Source organism: Lactobacillus sp. B4026 (assembly GCF_026535825.1).
GTDB lineage: Bacteria > Bacillota > Bacilli > Lactobacillales > Lactobacillaceae > Lactobacillus > Lactobacillus panisapium.
Map to the genome: position 1 here is coordinate 250,033 of NZ_JAFNPD010000003.1, position 15,576 is coordinate 265,608.

13 protein-coding genes are annotated in these 15,576 nt (G+C 37.1%); 11 read left to right on the forward strand and 2 right to left on the reverse strand.

The window, feature by feature from the left end; genetic code table 11:
• Positions 1-108: 108 nt before the first annotated feature.
• Complete coding sequence (locus J3U69_RS04545; protein ID WP_267413187.1) at positions 109-939, reverse strand: helix-turn-helix domain-containing protein; 831 nt, start codon at positions 937-939, stop codon at positions 109-111.
• A gap of 1,087 nt (positions 940-2,026) precedes the next feature.
• On the opposite strand from J3U69_RS04545, the gene J3U69_RS04550 reads away from it, so the two are divergent.
• The 5 genes from J3U69_RS04550 to J3U69_RS04570 are packed head-to-tail and all read left to right on the forward strand — an operon-like array spanning position 2,027 to position 7,441.
• Positions 2,027-3,112 carry an ABC transporter ATP-binding protein gene (locus J3U69_RS04550; RefSeq protein WP_220232746.1) on the forward strand — a complete coding sequence of 362 codons (1,086 nt, stop codon included), beginning with the start codon at positions 2,027-2,029 and terminating at the stop codon, positions 3,110-3,112.
• On the forward strand, positions 3,112-3,978 hold the full coding sequence (locus J3U69_RS04555; RefSeq protein WP_103753147.1) for a carbohydrate ABC transporter permease: 867 nt from the start codon (positions 3,112-3,114) through the stop codon (positions 3,976-3,978). The genes J3U69_RS04550 and J3U69_RS04555 overlap by 1 nt, the downstream gene beginning before the upstream one ends.
• Positions 3,979-4,803: a carbohydrate ABC transporter permease gene (locus J3U69_RS04560; protein ID WP_103753146.1), complete on the forward strand. Its 825-nt coding sequence runs from the start codon at positions 3,979-3,981 to the stop codon at positions 4,801-4,803.
• Positions 4,787-6,082: an MBL fold metallo-hydrolase gene (locus J3U69_RS04565; protein WP_267413188.1), complete on the forward strand. Its 1,296-nt coding sequence runs from the start codon at positions 4,787-4,789 to the stop codon at positions 6,080-6,082. Before J3U69_RS04560 ends, J3U69_RS04565 begins: the two co-directional genes overlap by 17 nt.
• 48 nt (positions 6,083-6,130) lie before the next feature.
• Positions 6,131-7,441, forward strand: coding sequence for an extracellular solute-binding protein (locus J3U69_RS04570; protein ID WP_267413189.1), 1,311 nt, complete (start codon positions 6,131-6,133; stop codon positions 7,439-7,441).
• 59 nt (positions 7,442-7,500) lie between these two features.
• On the opposite strand, the gene J3U69_RS04575 is transcribed toward J3U69_RS04570, so the two are convergent.
• Positions 7,501-8,412, reverse strand: coding sequence for a LysR family transcriptional regulator (locus tag J3U69_RS04575; RefSeq protein ID WP_267413190.1), 912 nt, complete (start codon positions 8,410-8,412; stop codon positions 7,501-7,503).
• A 112-nt stretch (positions 8,413-8,524) separates the two neighbouring features.
• Between J3U69_RS04575 and J3U69_RS04580 the strand changes: the two genes are divergently transcribed.
• From J3U69_RS04580 to J3U69_RS04605, 6 genes are all read left to right on the forward strand, one after another.
• The gene (locus J3U69_RS04580) at positions 8,525-9,769 is read left to right on the forward strand and encodes an MFS transporter (RefSeq protein WP_267413191.1); all 1,245 of its coding nucleotides are present in this window, start codon (positions 8,525-8,527) and stop codon (positions 9,767-9,769) included.
• 11 nt (positions 9,770-9,780) lie between these two features.
• Positions 9,781-11,283 (forward strand): FAD-binding protein, encoded by a 1,503-nt coding sequence (locus J3U69_RS04585; protein ID WP_267413192.1) that lies wholly within the window; start codon positions 9,781-9,783, stop codon positions 11,281-11,283.
• 260 nt (positions 11,284-11,543) lie between these two features.
• Complete coding sequence (locus tag J3U69_RS04590) at positions 11,544-12,842, forward strand: extracellular solute-binding protein (protein ID WP_267413193.1); 1,299 nt, start codon at positions 11,544-11,546, stop codon at positions 12,840-12,842.
• 136 nt (positions 12,843-12,978) lie between these two features.
• On the forward strand, positions 12,979-13,896 hold the full coding sequence (locus J3U69_RS04595) for a magnesium transporter CorA family protein (protein WP_103753139.1): 918 nt from the start codon (positions 12,979-12,981) through the stop codon (positions 13,894-13,896).
• A 14-nt stretch (positions 13,897-13,910) separates the two neighbouring features.
• Positions 13,911-14,828 carry a serine hydrolase gene (locus J3U69_RS04600; protein ID WP_267413194.1) on the forward strand — a complete coding sequence of 306 codons (918 nt, stop codon included), beginning with the start codon at positions 13,911-13,913 and terminating at the stop codon, positions 14,826-14,828.
• Positions 14,829-15,000: 172 nt separating this feature from the next.
• Positions 15,001-15,555, forward strand: coding sequence for a TetR/AcrR family transcriptional regulator (locus J3U69_RS04605; RefSeq protein WP_103753137.1), 555 nt, complete (start codon positions 15,001-15,003; stop codon positions 15,553-15,555).
• The last annotated feature ends 21 nt before the right edge of the window (positions 15,556-15,576 follow it).

Here is a 15,576-nt window from a genome sequence, read left to right on the forward strand (position 1 = left end):
GACTTAGAACATGGAATGAATTTTCCCCGAATATAATTCTTTTAATTAAAACGATAAAATATACCCTGCTAAAGGCTATTGCATTGCAATAGCCTTTAGTCTAATTTTTTAGTTTTCGTTAAACCGATCAGCGAACTCCTTTATTTCGGTTTGTAAACCGCGATACACATCAAGAGCTTCCATTGCTTTCAAAGTATTTAAGCATTTGACAGCTTCTTCTTTATTTTTTTGACAAATGGCTAGACGACCTTTAGCCATAAATAATTTATCGTATCGAAATGTTGATTTAGCTAAAGAAATAGCCTTGAATAAAATTCTTGCTGCTGAATCAAATTTATTCATGTTCATAAGGATAACAGCTTTATTTAAAGCAAAATTTTCTTCTAGAGATTCGAGAAATGGATATTTATTTTCAATGGTTTCAATTGCTCGATTAGAAATGCCAATCATGCTTTCTTCATCAAAGACGAAGAAAATCATATTTAATAGATAGAGGTCTAAAATATTCCAATTATCAACTTTTGATCCTTGAGATTGCCAAAAAGGTAAAATTATTTTTCTAGCAGAGTTCAAATTTTCGGATTTAAATGCTTTTAAAATAAGACTAATTTTCTTAATTTCATTATCGTCGGGAAATTCGGAACATCTTTTAAGTAAAGTATCTATTTTGGCAGATTCCGTATTATAAGCAATATTGAAAAAATCAAAAATTATTTTTTCTTTTGGACTAAAGTTATAATCATTTCTAATATAGTCAAATTCCACTTGAGTGATACCTAAACGTTTAATTAATCGTGAAGCATTTTGATAGGAAGGCTCTTCAAGTGAGTTTTCTATCTTGGATAAAGTTGTCCGATTTAATAAGTTATTGGAAAGTTCAGCTTGAGTGATTCCACGTGACTTTCTGATTTTCTGGATTGTCTCACCAAAAGTTTTCATTGTTTTCCCCCGCTTTCACAGTTTGACTGTTGCATCATAAATGTGAAATAAGCCCACATTTTACTTCGTATAATCATTTTGAGTACTATTATTTAAGTGTTTAGAGGATATACTAGCATCACTTTATGAAGTAACAGTGAACATACATCCTTTAAAAAATGTTTTTAAGAAAGAGGGCGGGTAAAATGATTTCTAATTTCTTGTTCTTATTTGGTTGCTTAGCAGCATTTTTCTAAATCATTAGAATTTTTCTGTTTTAAGCAAATTACCAAAGTTAATTAATCTGAAACAGTACAGACATTAAATGTGTTTTCATTTATACTTAGTCAAGCGGCTCAATTTGTACTGTTGTTGGTTATTAATGAAGTAATAGAATAATTAGTGTGTACTTGTCTAACAGGTATATTCTTACTAACGCATCCTTAAAATGTATTTTAAGGATGTGTTTTTGTAATAGAAAGAGGGCAAAAAAATGTCAATTTCAAACTTTTTTATTTTTTTAGTAGGCTTTAGTGCAATGCACTAATCATTAACAAATCTGAAATAGTACAGACATTAAATGTGTTTTCATTTATATTTAGTCAAGCGGCTTAATTTGTACTGTTATTGGTTGTTGATGAAGTAATAGAATAATTAGTATGTACTTGTCTAACAGGTATATTCTTACTAACACGTCCTTAAAGTGTAATTTAAGGATGTGTTTTTGTATGCGAAAAATAAAAATGCAAATAAAATATACAAGAATATATAAAATAACGAAATCAAGATTTTTGCATGATTAAACTAAAAAGATAAAAATAATAATGAATGTTCGGATTAAATCCTAAGAGGCAAATAAACTCGCAAGAGCAAGTCTTGTGGTTTGATGACGCCTTTTTTGCAGTTTGCAAAATAAGAACATTAATTCTGATTTCTAACAGATAATTAGTAATTCAAGCTTAAAATACGAATAATTAAGAAAAAAAGTGATCTTTTAAGCTTAAACTCCGAATTTTTATTAAGTAAATTAAGTTGTATTCAAGCGGTTTTTATCTTAAAATTAGAGGGACAAAAAATTATTTAATACAAGATATAGTGGTGCGAACTTATGGATAACAACAAATTCGTTGAAGTGAAAAATCTCAGAAAGGTTTACGATAATGGGCATGAAGCTATTAAGAATGTCAGCTTTTCTGTCAAAAAGGGGGATCTTGTTTGTCTTCTAGGTCCTTCTGGCTGTGGTAAGACGACAATTTTGAATATGCTGGCAGGTCTGCTCAACCCAACTTCAGGTGAAATTCTCTTTGATGGTAAGTCAGTGGTGAATGTCGAACCTAAGGATCGACATATTGGCTACGTTTTTCAAAACTATGCATTGTATCCTCATATGACTGTCTTGCAAAACGTAATGTTTCCATTAATTGTAGGGAAAAATAAAAAGCCTAAGGCGGAAGCCGAAAAGGTCGCACAAAAATATATGGAACTGACGCAAATTACAGAATTGGCTGATCAAAAGCCAGGCAACTTATCAGGTGGTCAACAGCAACGGGTTGCGATTGCCAGAGCGTTAGTTCAAGAACCCAAAATTTTATTAATGGATGAGCCTTTAAGTAATCTTGATGCAAGATTGCGCTTGAAAATTCGAGAAGAGATTCGCGCTCTAGTTAAATCAGTGGGAATTACAACCTTGTTTGTTACTCACGATCAAGAAGAAGCGTTATCAATTGGTGATAAAATCATTTTATTTAATGACGGCATTATCCAACAAGATGATTTAGGCCAAAACTTTTACTTGGAGCCAAATAATTACTTCGTAGCTAACTTTGTTGGCAATCCGGTAATTGATAACTTTAAAGTAACTAAAACTGAAAATGAATTAAAAGCTAACGACTTTACTATTCAATTAGCTGATTTAAAACAAGCACGATTTAAACGGGAACTACCTGATGGGGAATACACCTTATCGGTTCGACCAGAAAATGTTGTTCTTGCACCAGATGGCTTCTTGCACGCAACGGTTGATGATATAGAACTAATCGGACGCGAACGAGTATTGAAATTTACTTATGACAACGTTCAAGCACGGTCATTGATTGACTTGGAAGTACCAATCAAGCATGGTGATCAGGTTAATCTGACGATGAAATTGGACCGGGTATTTCTATTTACACCTGATGGAGAGCGGGTTTACTAATGAAAACTAATCAGAAAAAAGCGTGGCTTTTTTTAGCGCCAACAATCATTTTTGTCACTTTATTTAGTATTTATCCTATCCTGCGGGCTTTTGGCATGAGTTTCCAAAGCGGGTCACTCATTGATTTGACTTGGACGGGATTTAACAATTATAAGTATATTTTTAATGATCCAGAATTCTGGTTGGCAATTAAGAATACTTTGTTATATGCAATAATTTCCGTTCCGGTCGGGTTAGCAATTTCGATTATGCTTGCCTGGATTATTTTTGACAAAGTTAAGCATAAGTCGTTGTTTGAAACAACCTTCTTTATGCCATATGTTACTTCAACTATCGCGATTGGGATTGTCTTCCGTTACATTTTTAACGGTGATTATGGCATGTTGAATTTCTTATTAAGAAGTCTCCATTTGCCAGCACCTGATTGGATTGATGACCCGGCAATGTCACTGACCACGATTATCATTTTTGGTATCTGGTCATCGCTGGCTTTCAATATTGTGATCTTGATGGGTGCACTCAGAAATATTGACCCTAATTTTTATACGATTGCAGATATGTATGGAGCTAGTGGTAAGGATAAGTTCTGGAAGATTACAATGCCAGAATTAGTGCCAACGATTGCCTTTTTACTAACGATGAATATTATTGGGGCATTTAAAATCTACACGTCAGTGTATGCGCTGTTTAACGGGCAAGCTGGAGTCGGTAATTCCGGTACGACGGCAGTCTTTTATATTTACAATAAGTTCCAAACCGTTGGTACTCCGGGAGTGGCCATGGCCGCAACAGTGATCTTATTCCTGATTATTTTATTTGCTACTTTCTTGCAACGCAAAATGATGAAGAAGATAGGAGAAAATTAAATGAAACGAATTCGCTTAGGAGTCATATTCAGTTACATTATTTTGTTCATCTTTGCCTTCATTACGGTTTTTCCATTTATCTACATGATTTTGGGCGGACTAATGAATTTTCAGGAAACAACCTCAATTCCGCCAACACTCATTCCGCATCATTTCGAATGGGGTAACTATGCGAAAGTCTTCGCTCGGGCGCCATTTGCCAGATACTTTTTCAATACGGTCTTAACCGCCTCAATTACTACGCTGGTCAGCTTATTTAATTCGCTGCTTGGTGCGTTTGCGATGGTTAACTTACGCTTTAAGGGTAAGGGCGTTGTTCAGATGGTAATGCTCTCCTTATTGATGGTTCCCGGTGAAGCAATTATCTTTACCAATTACAATACGATTGCACATATGGGTCTACTTAATACCTATATTGGTCTGGTTTTACCATTCTTAACGTCCATCTTTTATATGTATTATTTACAAAGCTACTTTGGTTCCATTTCGGAAACAATTTATAAAGCTGCCATGATTGATGGTGCAAGTGATTGGGACTACATTTGGAAAATTTTGGTGCCAATGTCTAAAAGTGGTCTTTTCACTGTAGGACTTTTGAGCTTTATCTCAGGCTGGAATTCCTTCTTGTGGCCACTACTTGTGACTAACGAAGATACAATGCGCCTTCTTAACAATGGTCTTTCAGCTTTTGCTTCTGATGCTGGTAGTGAAACCCAATTGCAATTAGCAGCGGCAACTTTAACGGTTGTTCCAATCCTAATTTTGTACTTTATCTTTAGAAAGCAAATTATTAAGGGGGTAGTTCGTAATGACCTCAAAGGCTAAGACCACAATTACCTTTTATAACGGTCTGACAACAATTGGCGGACCAATGATTGAAGTGGCTTATCGCCGCTCGCATGTGTTGTTTGACCTCGGCGAAGTCTATCGTCCTGAACTTGCTTTACCCGATGAAAAATATGAAACATTGGTCAAGCATCAACTGATTGGGGATGTTCCCAATTTTTACGATCCTGCAATTACGGGTAAACCAATTGATCATGAGCGCTGGGAACATGCGGCAGCATACATGTCACATTTACATCTTGACCACAGTAAGGCAATGAATTTTTTGGCGCCAGAAATTCCACTTTATGCTGGGCCAATTACGGCACAGATGATGCCAGCACTAAATGAACATGGTGATTTTCTTTTGCCAGCTTCTGGTCATTCTTCAAGCTATGTAAGACCAATCATTGCTGCTAAATATCAACAGCCAATCCAAGTCGGTGACATTACGCTGGAAATATGGCCTAGTGATCACGATGCGTATGGGGCAACAGGATTGATTATTACCACCCCGGATAAGCGAATAGCTTACACAGGAGATATCAGGTTGCACGGGTATCATCCTGATTGGGTACACGCCTACTTAGCTGCTGTCAAAAACTGTGATGCACTGATTATTGAAGGTACGGGCGTTTCTTGGCCGGAAGAAAAAAGTGCTGCAAGTAGCGAAGAATTTACTGGTCCAAAAAATGAGCGGGAATTGACTGCTGAAATTGTTCAATTGCAACAGGATAACCCACATAAGCAGATTACTTTTAATACTTACCCAACTAATGTTGAACGGCTATTACGCATTATCGCTGATTCGCCGCGTCAGGTTGTTTTATATGCGCAGAGGGCACATTTGCTTAAGGAAAGTATTGAGCAGGATTACCCTTACTACTACTTGCCAGGGGATAAAATATTCACAGATCTGAAACCGGAATTAGCAGTTTCGTATGATGAACTGTTAAATGATGATCATGAATACCTCTGGCAAGCAGTTGGGAATTATGCTAATTTGCAAAAAGGCGGAATCTATATTCACTCTAACGCTGAACCGTTAGGTGATTTTGATCCGGCATATAAGCCTTTCTTGCAAGATTTAGCCCATAATGAAATTGAGTTCAAAGATTTGCGTTGCTCCGGTCATGCAGACGAAATGGAACTCAAAGAAATTATTAAAGAGGTTCAACCAGCAAAATTGATTCCGGTGCACACATTGCATCCGGAGCTGGAAGAGAACCCATTCGGAGAACGGATTTTACCGAAGCGTAATGAAACAATCACGCTTTAGTTAATCAAAAAATTGTTGTTTAGTTTTTATTTTTGGGAGGTTTACCAAATGAAGTTTAGTAAGAAGCTTGCTGCAGCTTTTGCTGTTGGTTTGACACTGGTAGGTACTGCTGCTTGTTCGAATGGTGGAAATAGTTCTTCATCATCATCGTCTAGTAGTTCAGCTAAGATTGCCAAGGTGAAAAAGAATACCAATATTGTATTCTGGCATGGTATGACAGGTGTTCAGCAAGAAACCTTAAAGGAATTGACCAAGGAATTCGAAAAGGATAATCCAAAGATCAAGGTCAAATTGGAAAATCAAGGTGCATATCCTGACTTGCAGGCAAAGATTAATTCAACTTTGCAGTCACCAAGCAACTTGCCAACCATCACGCAGGCATATCCTGACTGGCTTTACACAGCAGCCAAGAACAAAATGCTTGTTAACTTAACACCATACATCAACAGTAAAGAAGTAGGTTGGGGTAGTAGTGATGCTTCTAACATTAAGACTGCTCTTTTAGATGGTGCCAAGATTGAAGGTACACAATATGGTATTCCATTTAACAAGTCGATTGAAACTTTGACTTATAATGCTGATATATTCAAGAAGTATGGTATTAAAAAGGCTCCTACAACAATGGCTGAATTGAAGGAGGATGCTGAAACAATCTACAAGAAGAGTAATCACAAAGTTGTTGGTGCTGGCTTTGATTCATTATCAAACTACTACACTTTGGGAATGAAAAACGAAGGTGTCGACTTCTCAAGCAAGATTGACTTTGCTGGTGCTACTTCGAAGAAAGTAATTAATTACTATGCTGACGGTATTAAGGCCGGTTACTTTAGAGTAGCTGGTTCAGAACACTATCTTTCAGGACCATTTGCTAACCAAAAGGTGGCAATGTTTATTGGTACTTCAGCTGGTGAAGGTTTCGTTAAGCAAGGCGTTGGTAACAAGTTTACTTATGATGTTGCTCCTCGTCCTGGCAAATACACGATGTCACAAGGTACAGATATTTACATGTTTAACCATGCTTCTGCAGACCAAAAAGCAGCTGCATTTACTTACATTAAGTTTTTAGTTTCAAAATCTAGTCAACTTAAGTGGGCTAACGCAACTGGCTACATTCCAGTTAACAATGCTGCCGCTGATTCAGCTGAATACAAGGATAATAAGAAGATTAAGCTTCCAGCTAAGTTAGAAGATGCCATGAAGAACCTTTACAGTGTTCCAGTTGTTAAGGATGCTGGTGCTGCATATGGTCAACTTAATCCAATTATGCAAAATATTTTAGCTGCTGCCCAGAAGAAGCAAAATGTGAATAGTGCAATTAATTCAGGCAAAGCAAAATTTGATGCTGCTTGGAAACAATAAAAACTAAATAGCAAGATTACTTAAAAAGGATTTGTCATAGATGACAAATCCTTTTTTATTTACCACTGGGTTTTTGAAATATTAATTGCTTGAGCAATATATTGGTTGATTTTATTAATATTGTTCTTTTTGTCAGAATTGACTAAAGATAGTATCCCATAAGACAGTCGTTGTTCAGTATTTAAAGGAATATATCTTAAATCTGTATCATCTTTATTGTACAGAATGCTTGGAACGATACCAATTCCCATTTTGGCCCGGACATAGGCAATTAAAATTGAGGAGTCAATCTCCTCATGAAAGTTAATATCAGTGTCGCTACTCTGCATGCTAAACTTCAGACTTTCAATAGCAGGAAAATTATCGTGTCCATTCCATAAATAGATTCGTCGATTGGCAAGATCATGAAAATTAATGCTGCTTTTAACAAAAAGACTATCTCCTTGATAAACAACGACTGAAAATCCTTTTTTGAGTATTTCCTGGTACCGTGTCTCTTCTTTTTCGTGGATAATATCTTTTTGCATTAGCATTAAATCGATGGTTCCATCGCTGATTAATTTATTAATGTTTTGCTCCTGTCCCGGATCAACAAAAAATGGTACTAGTTCGAGATTGGTCTGGGTATTAATCAATCTAAGCGCTACTGGTAACCACTTCTTTTCAAAGGGTAAATCTGTATAACCCATCTTGATTTTTGGTCTGGTAATATTTCTACTTTGGCGCAAGTTCTGAATTGTGTCATCAATTTCTGCGGCAGATAAAACCATTTGATTATAAAAAATTTTTCCTTTTTCGGTTAGGATTATTTGATGATATTTACGGTCAAATAGTTTAACCTGAATTTCTTTTTCCAAATTCTTAATATTCTTGGAAACTGTGGATTGAGAAAGATACATATTGCGGGCAGATTGGGTGAAGTTAAGTGTTTTGGCAAGAGATAAGAAACACTTAATTTGGGTAGAATTCATTGATTATTATTCCTATTCGTCATAGTGCTATTCGGTATTTAGTTCATCATAACGCTATCATTAGTTTATTATCAAGCTGTACTCAATGAAGTTTAAAAGATGAGGTGATCTAATGAGTAAGCAAAAAAGGAATATTAGACCGTGGATAGTCATGTGTTGCATTGGGCTAATTTCTGCTGCCTGTTTAGGTTCCAGTATGGTTTTGATGGGTTCGTTTTTGGCTCCTTTGAGTCAAACGCTTCATACTAAAGTATCTACGCTATCTTACTACTATACAGTTTTAGTTTTAACGATGGCGGTTATGACACCAAATGTTCCTAAAATTTTGGCTAAAGTGAATAATAAAATCTTATATACAATTGCTAGTTTAGCCGTTGCCGTCAGTCTAGCCCTGATGCCGCATTTTACTAGCATCTGGTTCTTTTTTATTATTGCTGTGATTATTGGCGTCGCAATCTCCTTTATGTCATTTACTCCTGTTGGAATATTGCTTGATAATTGGTTTGCGGAAAAAGCAGGTTTTGCAATCGGCTTATGCTGGGCAATCACATCTGTTTTTCAAGGAATTATGAGTCCTATTTTGTCTATTTTAATTGCCAAAATGGGATGGCAAGCAAGTTTAACCTTACTTGCACTGATTGTTGCTATCTTAAGCATTCCCTGTGCATTGTTTGGGATTAACTTTACCCCAGCACAAGAAGGGCGCAAGCCATATGGTGATAATGAAACAGCCAAAAAGCCTTCTGCAGAAAAAGTGTCAACTGTTTCTAATCATGAATTATTTAAATCAGCGACTTTCTGGATTTTGTTAGTCATTGTGATTTTGTTACAATTTCCGGCCGTATTAAATCAAATGTTTCCAACTTATGCTGTTTCAGCTGGCTTTAGTGGTGCTGTCGGTGGCTTGATGGTCACGTCGGCAATGATCTTTGATATCTTTTTAAATCCACTGGTTGGCTCGACCTGTGATAAATATGGGGCTGAAAAAGCAAGTATTGTCTGGCTAGCGATCTCAGTCATTTCATACGGGTTGTTGATTATGGCTACTAAGATGCACTCCGCCAATTTGGCAATTATTAGTGCAGGAATTAATGATATTTTTTACGTTTATTTGGGAACAGGAATCACTACGATTGCGACAGCAGCTTTAGGTAAAAGAGCTTTTGCTAAAGGTTTTTCCTACATTAACTCAATTGCTTTTTTAATTGGTGCGTTTGCAATGCCAGTTAATAACCTGATTGCCGAAAAGTTTGGTGGTTTCATAGCCGTTTATCTTTTCTTTGCGGTAATTGCTCTAATCATCATGTTGTTAATTGTAGTAATTTCAAGAAATCATTTTGATCAAGGAAGTAATTAAGAGGTAGTTCAATGAAAAAGCGCGAATACGAAATAATTGTTGTCGGTGCAAGTAATGCTGGTGGCATGGCAGCAGCTGCTGCGGCAGAAAAAGGGGCTAAGGTTTTAGTAATTGATAAGATGGGAAGTGCAGGCTATTTATACCGCGAAACGATTGCGGCTATTCATAGTAAGGCTCAGAAAAAAGCGGGAGTAGAAATTGATCGGAACGAATTAGTTAATTTTCTTTCTACTTTTAACCAAGGTAATGTTGACCAGAGACTGCTAAATACTTGGGCAGATAATAGTTCGGAAATGGTTGACTGGCTTGATGAGCAAGTTTTACGACCTCATGGAGCATATATTAAAGCAACACCTGACGCATATTATGAGACAGAGCGCAATCATGCGTTTCCAACTGGTAATGAGGCCACAGCACCTGATGGCAAGTATTGGCAAATGGGCTATGGTAATTGGGTAATTGCCAAGGCAGAAGAGCTCGGCGCTGAATTTGCCTGGCACACGAAATTAGAAAAATTGGTAGTTGAGCATGGCAGGGTAACCGGTGTAATTGCTAAAAACATGAAAACCCAAGAACCGCTCGCTATTAAAGCCACAAAAGCAGTTATTTTGTGTACTGGTGGTTATGGATCTAATCAGGCCTTAATGGCAAAATGGAATCCATTAGGATTAAAGACAAATGTTTACACTGATAGTCAAAGGGATGATGGTTCAGGAATTACAGCTGCGATGGCAATTGGAGCAGCTAAAGATGAAGAACCCGCCTCCATTGTTTTTAACCGCGGTGCTGTGCCGGTCGGAACAAATGCTGAAGATTTTTATGAAGTTGATTTAACACCTCCTGATGATCCCGGCTATTTGTGGCTTGGATCTTATCCGATGCTAAAGGTTAACCTTAATGGTGAACGGTTCTTTAATGAAAGTGCGCCATATCAGTTCCAAATGACTGCAGCTTCAAAGCAACCGGGATATTTGAGTGCCATGATTTGGACTGAAGATACAATGAGCGATGAAAATCTTAAGCAATACCATACCTTAGGCTGTTCACGCTTAGGCTTTCCTGGAATTTTTACGGGTGAAGAGGCTCGCAAAGAAGTGAATGATCGCCTAAAGGAAGGTCTAGTTCAAAAAGCTGATAGCATTGATGAACTCGCGAAGAAATTAGGTCTTCCTGCAAATAATTTGAACAAGACAGTTGAGCGTTACAATAAAATGGTGGCATCTGGCAACGATACGGACTTTGGCAAAGAAAGCTACCGTTTAGAACCGGTTGCCAAGCCTCCTTATTATGGCGCAATTGTTGGCGGGCGTTTGCTTGCAACGTTAGATGGTCTGCGTGTGAATTTACAAATGCAGGTCATTAATCAGCAGGGAAACGTGATTCCTGGACTTTATGCTGCAGGGAACTGCTCCGGTGGCTTTTTCTGGGGCATTTATCCTGATCATGTTCCTGGACTAACGGCTAGTCACGCCTTAACTTTTGGGCGTCTGGCTGGAAAATATGCGGCAGAATAACTAAAAAATGACTTATTGAGGCAATAAGTCATTTTTACTTTGTCACAAAGTAAGGAACTAGAACAAAATACGACTAATTCTAGTCAAATTGATCTAAAGCCGAACTATTTTTACTAAAATAATAAATAAACGAAATAAAACCGAATTTTTCAGCTAATTTTTATTGTAATCTTACTTTTCATGCTATACAATAAATAAGAATAAAATGATCAACTATTTATTGTTGGTTAAACCAGTATTTTGGAGGAAAAATAGAAAAAATGAAATTTGGTAAGAAGCTAGCTGCAATTGCTGTGGCCGGTTTGGCTTTAGTAGGAACTGCTGCTTGCTCAAACAATAATTCATCTTCAACATCAAATAAGATTCCTAAGGTAACAAAGAAAACCACGGTGGTCTTCTGGCACGGAATGCAGGGAGCTCAAGCCGATACATTAAAGAGTCTTGCAAAAGAGTTTGAAGCCAAGAATTCTAATATTAAAATCAAGTTGGAACAACAAGGAAATTACGATGATTTACAGGCAAAACTGAATTCGACGATGCAATCACCGAAGAACCTGCCTACAATTACCCAAGCTTATCCTGGTTGGCTTGAAAGTGCCGCTAAAAATAACATGTTGGTCAATTTAACTCCTTACATTAATAACCATGATGTTGGTTGGGGGAGTTCAGCTGCTTCAGGAATTAAAGCTGATATGCTTAATGGCGCTAAAATTAACGGCAAGCAATACGGTATTCCGTTTAATAAATCAACTGAAGTCTTGATTTATAATCCTGCAATGCTTAAAAAGTACGGTGTAACCAAAGTACCAACCACCATGGCAGAATTAAAACAGGCTGCGCAAAAAATTTACCAGAAGAGTAATCATCAGGTAGCCGGTGCCGGCTTTGATGATCTTGATAACTACTACGTGTTGGGCATGAAGAACGAGGGCCAAGATTTTTCTAGTAAGATTGATTTTACCGGCAAGGCTTCCAAAAAAGTGCTTAATTATTATGTAGCTGGTGAAAAAGCAGGCTACTTTAGAATGGCTGGTTCTGATAAGTACTTATACATTCCATTCACAAATAACAAGTTAGCGATGTTTGTGACCTCATCTTCAACAGAAACTTGGATTAAGCAGGCGGCAAGAAAAGGTTTTACCTATGAAGTTGCAGCACGTCCAAGCAAGTATACGATGCAGCAGGGAACCGATATTTACATGTTTAATCAGGCAAGTGCAATGCAAAAAGCTGCTGCCTTTAAGTTCATGAAGTTCCTGTCCTCGAAGCAAAGTCAGATTAAGTGGGCCAAAAAGACGGGCTATATTCCTGTTAATGAGGATGCAACTAAGTCTACAGAATACAAGTCAATTAAGCAGTTTAAATTGCCAGCAAAATTAGAGACAATCTGGTCAACTAATTCACTTTACAGTGTTCCGGTTATTAAAGACTCAAGTGCCACTTTTAGCCAATTGACGCCAATTATGCAATCAATTCTTTCTGCGGCTCAGAAAAATAGAAATGTGAACAAGGCTATTAATACTGGAAAGACCAAGTTTGATGCAGCCTGGAAACAATAATCATTAATTGACAGAAATAAAAAGCAGGTTTTTACGCCTGTTTTTTTATTTATCGTTTTTCACATGAATGGTAAAATAAAAGAACATTAATATGACTTTTTGCGTCTATTAATTCATCAACCTAGGGGTGAAGAAAATGATTAAAGAACAGAAATTTCCGGTGGCAACCAAGTATCGGTGGTTTGACATTAGTAATCTAAGTGAAGATGACAGTAATACATTACAGGACGAGTTTAATTTTACGCCTGATATGATTTCTTACATTTCTGACCGTCATGAGCGCCCACACTATGATTACGATACCCACACGCATATCCACTTGATGGTTTATGATGTACCAATTTGGCCTACTAAAACGATTAAGCACTTTACATCACATCCGGTTACTTTTTTGGTCTCGGGTGAGAATATCTTTACTTTTCACACTGAATCAACCAGTTACGTTTTTGATGAATTCAATGATTTAGCAATGAGACGTGAATTGTCGACAGCACAAGATGTAACGGAATTATTGATGAAATTCCTGTTATTTTTATCGCAATACTTTCAGCGAGCAGTTACACAATTAGATGTACAGCGGAATACGCTTGATCAAAAATTATCAGATGACATTGATAATAAGGATTTAGTTGAATTATCAAGCATTGAAAAAAGTTTGGTCTACTTATCCAGTTCAATTCAAACCAATTTGATGATGCTGCACAGTTTAAAATTGTCGGAATTGGATTTCACTAAGCCGGCACGCGAGCGACTGGACGATGTTTTAATCGAATCAAATCAGTCAGCAGAAATGGTTAAGATTTCGCAACAAGTAACGCAAACTCTCTCGGCAACATCCAATAACATGATGAACAATAACCTAAATGACACGATGAAATTCCTCACGGTGTGGTCACTAGTTTTGACTATTCCGACCATTCTAACGGGTTTTTACGGGATGAATGTTAGCTTACCAGTAAGTCATAATTCGTCTGATTGGATTGCAATCATGTTGATCACGATTCTTTTAATGGTCTGGTTGATTGTATTAATGAAACGACATCATTTCTTCTAAATTGAGGCAAAAAAATGAAAAATAAAGTCCTCATCGGCTCTTTAATAACAACATTACTAGCATTTATGTTATATTCGGTTAACATTAAGCGAGTAGAGAATTCGCAAGTTCAAATTGTAAATCAAAAAAATACCACCAATAAGTCTAAGGGTAAAACTGCCCATGAACCAAAAATGGCAGCAGTTGAATATCCCAATCACATTAAAGTTGCTTCTGGCAGTAATCAGGATTGGTCAAAGCAAATTGAAAAGGTGATGGGAAAAGATCAAAGCTATCAAGTTAGTGTTCAAGACTTGAATTCAGGTAAATTTGCGCGGGTATCAAATACTGCAAAAGCACATGAAGTTGGTGCTACGGGTAACCTCTTTTTGCTTGCGGCTATTTACTATCAGGAGCAACATGGTAAACTGAGTGACCATACTGCGATTAAGGTAAAAAAAGCGGATCGAGCCAAGGGTGAAAAAATGCTTAAACCCGGAATTGCATATGGCGTAACCTTTTTAAAGCAGACTTTAATGCGTAAAAATAAGACTGCTGGGAATACTTTAACAAGAAAAGTTAAGCCCGCTAAAATCAATGAAGTAGCGCATAAAATGGGTGCGACCAACACCAAATTCGGTGAACATTATTCGGCTGGCCCGGTGGCAACAACAACGGCTGCTGACTTAGCTGCAGTGATGAACAATTTGTACCAAAATAAAACTTTGAACCGGCAATATGCCAATATGGCGCTGGGTTCACTTAGTCTAACTGGTAAAAAGCCCAAGATTGTGGCACAAACTAACGGTGCAACCATTTATGCCATTGGTGATAGCAGAGCAAACGTTGCACTTGTGCAAAGTCACGGCCACGCATACTGTGTGAGCGTCTGGGCTAGTTCTGACCGCAGTTTTAGTAATTTAGGTAAAACAGTTAACGGCTTTTTTAAGTAAAATAAACTAATTAATCCAAGTTTTTGGATTTTTTTATGTCCAAAAAAGTCTTGTATCACAGGCCTTCACCTAACTTTTAGCAAAAAAATAATAATAATTTACACTTTGTAGATTGTAATCTTCAAACTGTAGTGCTATATTGTTCACTATGCTGTTATAAGGAGGGGTGAATTTGGTTAAAAAGAGAAGCCTCGATCTTGATAAGGTGATTGCGAAGGCGACGGAGCTGATTGGTCAAAAAGGACTTTCTGCGACTACTCTGCCGAACCTAGCTAAAGAGTTAGGCGTTCGTTCACAGTCACTCTATCACTATGTTTCAGGTCGTAAGCAATTATTATCACTTGTTGGTGCAAGCAGGATTAAGATATTAAGTAAAAAGCTGGTTGAAAATCTGATGGGCATTGCAGGAGAGGAAGCTTTACTGAGATTTGCGGATATTGTACGTAATTTTATTTTGAATGACCCCGCACTTTTTAGTATTCTTTATCACCTGAATGAGTATAAACCCGAGGATGCTATCACTAAGGAAATCATGAATGTAATCGCATTGGCCGATAAATTGAATTTAAGAAGTGACAGTACTGTTTCACTTCATTCTTTAATCGGTGCGGTATTAGGATATGTTTTTTTAGACGTATCAGCATCTTTTGAGAATGAAACTAGTAAAGAGGCCGATCAAGGTTACCATGATTTGATTCTCAAATTAGTTCAGCCAAAAAATATTTAATTAAGAATAGAGAGGAAAAGC